This window comes from Candidatus Methanoperedens nitratireducens (assembly GCF_900196725.1).
In the GTDB taxonomy this organism is placed as follows: domain Archaea; phylum Halobacteriota; class Methanosarcinia; order Methanosarcinales; family Methanoperedenaceae; genus Methanoperedens; species Methanoperedens nitroreducens_A.
In genome coordinates, this window is sequence record NZ_FZMP01000010.1 from 23,783 (window position 1) to 30,127 (window position 6,345).

Annotated in this window: 8 protein-coding genes; 5 read left to right on the plus strand and 3 right to left on the minus strand. The window is 41.6% G+C overall.

Annotated elements, in window-relative coordinates:
* Positions 1-52 precede the first annotated feature (52 nt).
* From MNV_RS01195 to MNV_RS20950, 5 genes are all read left to right on the plus strand, one after another.
* Positions 53-553: a cupredoxin domain-containing protein gene (locus MNV_RS01195; protein ID WP_096203558.1), complete on the plus strand. Its 501-nt coding sequence runs from the start codon at positions 53-55 to the stop codon at positions 551-553.
* 166 nt (positions 554-719) lie between these two features.
* Positions 720-995, plus strand: coding sequence for a UPF0058 family protein (locus tag MNV_RS01200; RefSeq protein ID WP_096203566.1), 276 nt, complete (start codon positions 720-722; stop codon positions 993-995).
* A 103-nt stretch (positions 996-1,098) separates the two neighbouring features.
* Positions 1,099-1,992, plus strand: coding sequence for a formylmethanofuran--tetrahydromethanopterin N-formyltransferase (fhcD, locus tag MNV_RS01205; RefSeq protein ID WP_096203559.1), 894 nt, complete (start codon positions 1,099-1,101; stop codon positions 1,990-1,992).
* 134 nt (positions 1,993-2,126) lie between these two features.
* Positions 2,127-2,747 (plus strand): helix-turn-helix transcriptional regulator, encoded by a 621-nt coding sequence (locus MNV_RS01210; protein ID WP_306453609.1) that lies wholly within the window; start codon positions 2,127-2,129, stop codon positions 2,745-2,747.
* A 14-nt stretch (positions 2,748-2,761) separates the two neighbouring features.
* Positions 2,762-2,953, plus strand: a complete 192-nt coding sequence (locus tag MNV_RS20950; RefSeq protein WP_306453610.1) for a transcriptional regulator FilR1 domain-containing protein — start codon at positions 2,762-2,764, stop codon at positions 2,951-2,953.
* 11 nt (positions 2,954-2,964) lie between these two features.
* Here MNV_RS20950 and MNV_RS01215 read toward each other — a convergent pair whose 3' ends face one another.
* From MNV_RS01215 to MNV_RS01225, 3 genes are all read right to left on the minus strand, one after another.
* On the minus strand, positions 2,965-4,005 hold the full coding sequence (locus MNV_RS01215) for a DUF4367 domain-containing protein (RefSeq protein WP_096203560.1): 1,041 nt from the start codon (positions 4,003-4,005) through the stop codon (positions 2,965-2,967).
* Between the two features lie 183 nt (positions 4,006-4,188).
* The gene (locus MNV_RS01220) at positions 4,189-5,304 is read right to left on the minus strand and encodes a S8 family peptidase (RefSeq protein WP_096203561.1); all 1,116 of its coding nucleotides are present in this window, start codon (positions 5,302-5,304) and stop codon (positions 4,189-4,191) included.
* A gap of 367 nt (positions 5,305-5,671) precedes the next feature.
* Positions 5,672-6,345: halocin C8-like domain-containing protein (locus MNV_RS01225; protein ID WP_143311560.1), on the minus strand; the 674-nt coding region annotated here is incomplete at its 5' end.

The following is a 6,345-nucleotide window of genomic DNA, read 5'->3' on the forward strand; positions in this document are numbered from 1 at the left end:
TAACAAATCGATAAGGTTATTTATTAACAGTAGAATCATTAGGCTGGTAAGTATGAAAAACATAAAATTAATCTCAATAATTCTAATTATCCTATTATTTGCTTTCCTGGGGTGCGTTAATCCACCTGCCGGTACCCCTACCCCGACTGCAACGCCGACAGTCACAGAGACGGTACAGCCCACGGTCGTTCCGACTACTCCGAGCCCCACACCCACACCTACTCCGGTATCCAGAAAACCACTGCTATACAAGTCCTATGTGGATCAGGATTATGGTTTCAAGCGGGTAATCGAAGCCAATTATACACCCTTCGTATATGATAATCTCACGCTCAACATACATACCGGGGATACTGTCATGTGGATCAATGATGCTACGCCCGATGAAAAACTTACAGTAGTGAGTGAACAAAATTTATGGAATGAGTCAAGCGGCCTTTTAAGATGGAACTATCAATTCATCAACTACACGTTTACTCAACCTGGAACATATGGAGTCTATGTCAAAGAGTTTCCGCGTCTTAGACACCAGAAAGTCATAGTGAACCCGTAAATATCACTGGAAAAATAATCACGAAGAATCATGATGATTAAATCGTAAAATTTAAGTTAAGGAGGTAGGACACGCACTTCCGTGCAAACTGTTTTAGTATTGGATAAATGTTTCAAAATATGAATTACTGTGCCCGCAGTAACCAGCAGTGATAGGAGGCGGTTTTATACACAAAGAAGAGTTGATTCAGCTACACACCCTGATGGTGCAGATGAAGAGGTTTTTTGAAGATAAAGGGAAGGGTGAATTTTCCCAGTACCAGTCCCTGCAAATAAGTCCCATACATGTGCACCGCAGCAAAGCTGAACACAAACACGCCATTTTCGTTCTCGGCAAGGAAATTGCATCCATAATGGCGCATGATGAATTCTCAGGAGCCGGAAGAACATCGGTACGAATGCAGGAGCTTGCATGCCGTGCTGTAGATGAGATGGCGAAATAAAAAACGTATTTTTTATTTTTATTTTATTCCTTCTACTTTTGCTGAAACATTTCGAAGCATATATTAGGTAATACAGTAAAAGAACGGGAAAAGAGGGATATATATGGAACTTAACGGAGTAGAAGTAGAAGATACGTTTGCAGAGGCTTTTCCGATAAAGATAGCGCGGGTATTGATCACCGGAGCGACCAAGAGATGGGCGCTGGTTGCGGCGCAGGAAGCTACCGGATTCGGTACATCCGTCATAATGTGCCCTGCCGAGGCAGGCATTGAAAAAGCCGTGAACGGTGACGAGACTCCGGACGGAAGACCCGGCGCGTATATACAGATATGCACATTCGGTTACAAGGCTCTGGAAGAGCAGCTCTTAAAACGCCTGGGGCAGTGCGTCCTGACGGCGCCGACAGCGGCGATGTGGAACGGTCTCCCCAATGCCGAGAAGCAGTTCGATACGGGGTTCAAGCTCAAGTTCTTCGGGGACGGGTTTGAGTCCGAGGCGAATATCGGAGGCAGGAAGGCGTACAAGATCCCCATGATGCAGGGCGAGTTCATTGCCGAGCACGGCGTGGGAGCGCAGGACGGCATTGCGGGCGGGAACTTCTTCATAATGGCAGATAACCAGATGGCTGCGCTGGCTGCGGCTGAGAACGCAGTGGATGCGATAGCACAGCTTGAAGGAACGATCACTCCTTTCCCTGGCGGCATAGTCGCAAGCGGCTCAAAAGTTGGCTTCACTAACTATAAGTTCATGAAAGCCACAACGAACGAGAAATTCAGCCCCTCGCTTAAAGCCAAAATAAAAGATACAAAGGTGCCGGCTGACGTGAACGCGATCTATGAAATAGTGATAAATGGCCTGAGTGTGGAAGCCATAAGCAAATCCATGAAGGCAGGGATTGAAGCTGCTGTTAAGATACCCGGTGTCAAGAAGATAAGCGCAGGGAACTACGGCGGAACGTTAGGCCCGTACAAGTTCAACCTCAACGAACTGTTTTAGAAATTAAGGGATACCTGAAATCAGAAACAACGAACTGATACGAACTCAAAACTAACTCATTGTAAAAAGTTTGTTTAAAGTTTGTTGTTTTTAATAGTAATTTTTATCATCAGTTAACGCCGTAAACCGACAGCATGGAGTATGAGGACGTATCCGCTCTTGCGGTCTATGAAAAAATAAGGGAGGAAGTGCAGCTAATTTATAGGTCAAGGCTTCAGACTGAAATCTTACTTTCTTTGATTGAGAGCAATAAAACCCTTTCCAAGCTCAGGGAAATAACAGGCAGCACCTCTCAGGCTGTAATTCCCAAAATCAGGAAATTAGAGTCTATGCATCTTCTGGAGAGACAAAATCATGAATATCAGCTTACACCTTTAGGTAAAGTTATAGCTTCCAAGATGGCAGATTTTAGCAGGGTATTAGTAGTTATAAACCGTCACAGTTACTTCTGGACAAGCCATTACATGGCAGGAATACCAGCTACACTGTTAAACGGGATTGGCGACCTCTTTAACTCCGAGATAATAAGTGACAGCAACGTAAACATTTTTAATGTGTATGAAAACTATTTGAAGATTATTAAAGAAGCGGGATACGTGTATGGCATTGCGTCTATTATCAGCCCCGGACATGCCAATGCCATTGGGGAAAGAATAGTCGGAGGCATACCTGTGGAGCTTATCATAAGTCGTAGTGTTGCTTTGCAATTAAAAGAAGAGCCATATTTGAGTAAAATTAACAGTTTGATTAATTAAAAAACTTCAGGCTGATGGTTACGGATGAAAATATTAAAGTCGGCATGACCGTGACTGATAGGTGCCTCTCCCTGGGGCTGTATAAGAAAGATGGAGTGACTTATGATACTACAACAGATCTTTTCAGTTTTAACCGGAGGGCAATTGAGTGGGGAAGACGCCTATTTGAATATTACCATCAAAGGTCAGATATTCTGGAAATATAATGCAGACGAAGTCATTTTATAGACTCCGCCACCTTAATGAGTTCTTCCTTGCTGATTGTCCCGCTGATTGTAATCTCGGTACCTTTCCATGTCCAGGAAAGCGATTTACTGAAGTCCGATTCCATATATCTGGCTTCAATGCCTTTGATTTTTACGGTCTCAAATTTTCCTTTTGGTACATTTCTGCTCTGGTTTGCCTCGTAAATCGAGAGCATCTCATCACCGTTCTTATAGCTTATCGAGAGGCTTTGAATTTCTCCGAATTTGAAGACTGTTACCTTATCGAGAATATAACCTTCCGGTAAATATTCTGGCGCCACCACTGTAAAGTTCACCGCCCCTCTTGCCTCATCCAGAGTCGTCTCTTTGGGCGGTGTAATCTCTTTTGTGACTATTTTAGCTCCCTGCGGTATCTTGAACTCGAACTCACTATCTGGTATGCCTGTATTGAATTCAACATTCCTGTATTCCATAGTCATCATCAGTTTACCATCTTTATCAAAGGTCTCCATGCGCAGGGGCATCCATGTTTCCTTATCCACCCAGAGCTTCTGGTTGATAAAGAAAGTCGCGTTAGTCAGGTTTTTGGGCACGAGTTCAAGGATAAAAGTATCTCTATCTCCTATTTTCTCAGAGCCTGGCATCTTGATATCGTTCCGCTTAAGCATGTCTTTTATAATCTTTCCATAATCAGCCTGGCTTGGATTATCCATCTCGGTCTTGGGAAGCTCCATAATTGTTACTTCGTTGGCTGTGGAGTTATACAACCACATAGTTGTGCCATTTGAGACAACGATATCCTCGGCACCTTCTCCTTCTGTGATTTTCATCCAAGATTTATCAGGTAGCTGGTACATGAAATCCATTTCTGATTCTCTTGACTCGCCATCAAAGGACATACTGAGAACAAGTGTGCCTTTATAGTCTTTTATGCTCTCATATTTTTTCTGCATCTCAGATGCTATCTGATCAGCAGACATCTCAACACAGCCTGCAAGCAGAGCTATACTGAGGATTGCGAAAATTGATATTATTTTATTTAGGTTCTTCATCCAAATTTCTCCATCGTAATTTTATTATAATTGGCGAAACAAAACTACACAAGATTTTAGCAATCTCAAAGTCTGCCTAATCATATCTTCGAAAAGTTTTAAGTTTCGTTTTATTCTTATTGAAATATACTTAACATCGATGCTAAAGTTTTTTAAATTAGTACACATTTTACACATTCAATATTAATCTGCCTGCACTAATCCAAACCCATATATTCTATCCTGGCCAGCATCTCCTAAATCAACAGCATTATAAGCCAATACATTGCGGATTTCCTTTGATGAAAGAGATATATTTTTACTCTTGATTAACGCAGCAACGCCGCTGACAAACGGTGTAGCCATCGATGTGCCGCTTGCATTAGCATAGCCGTCATTAATCCAAGTGGAGTAAATATCTACACCTGGCGCAGCCAGTTCTACTTTAGCGCCGCCTGCACTCCATACCGACGCAATGTTATTATAATCAATGGCTGATACCGCAATTACAGAATCGAATTTTGCAGGATAAAGAACATCATCTGTACTGAGGTTACCATCTCCACTGTTACCTGCGGCTGCAACAAGAAGAATACCCATTTTATAACTATTGGCCATTGTATCATTAAGCGCTTGAGAATAAGTCCTTGTTCCAAGACTCATAGAAACAATATCCATGTTATTCTGAACTGCCCAGTCTATTCCTTCGATAACATCCGAAATATAGCCGTTTCCATAGGTATCCAACACCTTCACAGCGAAGAGCTGTGCATTCGGGGCAACACCAACTACACCGATGCTGTTGTTTCTGGCTGCAATGATTCCTGATACCAAAGTGCCATGGCCGTTATCATCGCTCCATCTGCTGTTTCTTGATGTTCCAACAAGATTGATGCCTCCGGATACTGTTAAATCAGGGTGGGTGCTGCTTATTCCGGTATCCAGCACCGCTATCTTTACATTGTTACCTGTGGAGTTATCCCACGTTTTCGGCGCTTTTACTCTTGCAATACCCCATGTAATTTGCTGTAGCGGCTGTGAAGGTGCTGGCTTCGATGGCTTGCCAGCTATCTGGATCTTTACATCATTTTCTATATATTTTATTTTTGGGTGTTTCTTCAATATTTTAGATGCACTTTCTGGAATATCAGTTGAAATAGCATTAATTATACTATATTGTATGTAATGGCTTATGCCGTGCTCTTTAATTACGTTTTGGTCGATTTTATCATTGAATCCAATTAATACAGGCTTTGCATCTATCGTTGGTATTAGAACTACCATAAGGATGCATGAAATCAATATTCTTCTTGTTTTCATTTTATCTCTCCCAATTTCACTCCGTTAAGCCAAAATTCCGTCCTCAAAAACCAATGGAAGATTTTGTAATTGCCCTAATTTCTATCTAAGTTTATACTTTACCTAAATCTTATTGAAATAATGTAGTATAGCGAAGATTACGCCGATACTGATTCCAATTCTAGCTCCCGCTATGAGATTATTATCTAAATAGCCTATTACCAGAGCTACGGTGATTGCCACAGTAAAGTGTAATATTATTTCTATGTACTTTTTCATTTAATTGTTCCTTATCACAAACCGAATTATGCAAGAATGGGAAAACCGTAGGAAGGTTATGAAGTTTTAGCCTTCCTACGTTTGCTTCCATCATATCGAGATATTTTTTTTAACAGAACCCTATTGTGTCGCATGCATCAGGCGCTTGGGGATAACAGCCATAATTATTGATGAAATAGCACACAGCAGCTGCTATGGCAGTACATGCCAAACCACCAATAAACGTCAACCCAAGTCCTGCGATTATGCAGAGTAAAGCCATTTCAAGCCCACATCCGATATCGCAACCTAATTCGTACAGAGTAATACAGGCATCGCACTGGGTTACTTGAATAGAAACGCCAGAGTTCAGAACAGAAGCAACATCAATTTTCTCGTTGGTAACTTTACCATGATTAATTGATAATTGTTCGACTGAAACTGGGAACTTAGTCTCGTTTCTATATATAAGTACAGCTGCTGCCTTTACAACTTTGTGTGTATTCACTTCTGCAATAATACCTACTTGAGTGTTGTCTTGACTGCTAAAAGGTAATATTACGCCCTCCGATAAATTACCGTCTGCCTTTGTTACAATTAAACCTGTGGCATTAGCAAGACGTTGCTCATATCCTCTAGATTCTAACTCTTCTTTTAGTTTTTTCACATCAGCAGAATTCAATGCAACGTGCAAGTCTTTTGCAAGTTCTTCTTCATCTAACTTAGACACGTTAGAGATGTTACCAGAACCGCATGTGGGACAAGTACCACTGTCGCAGCTAGTGGACTGTTTGATAAGTAATT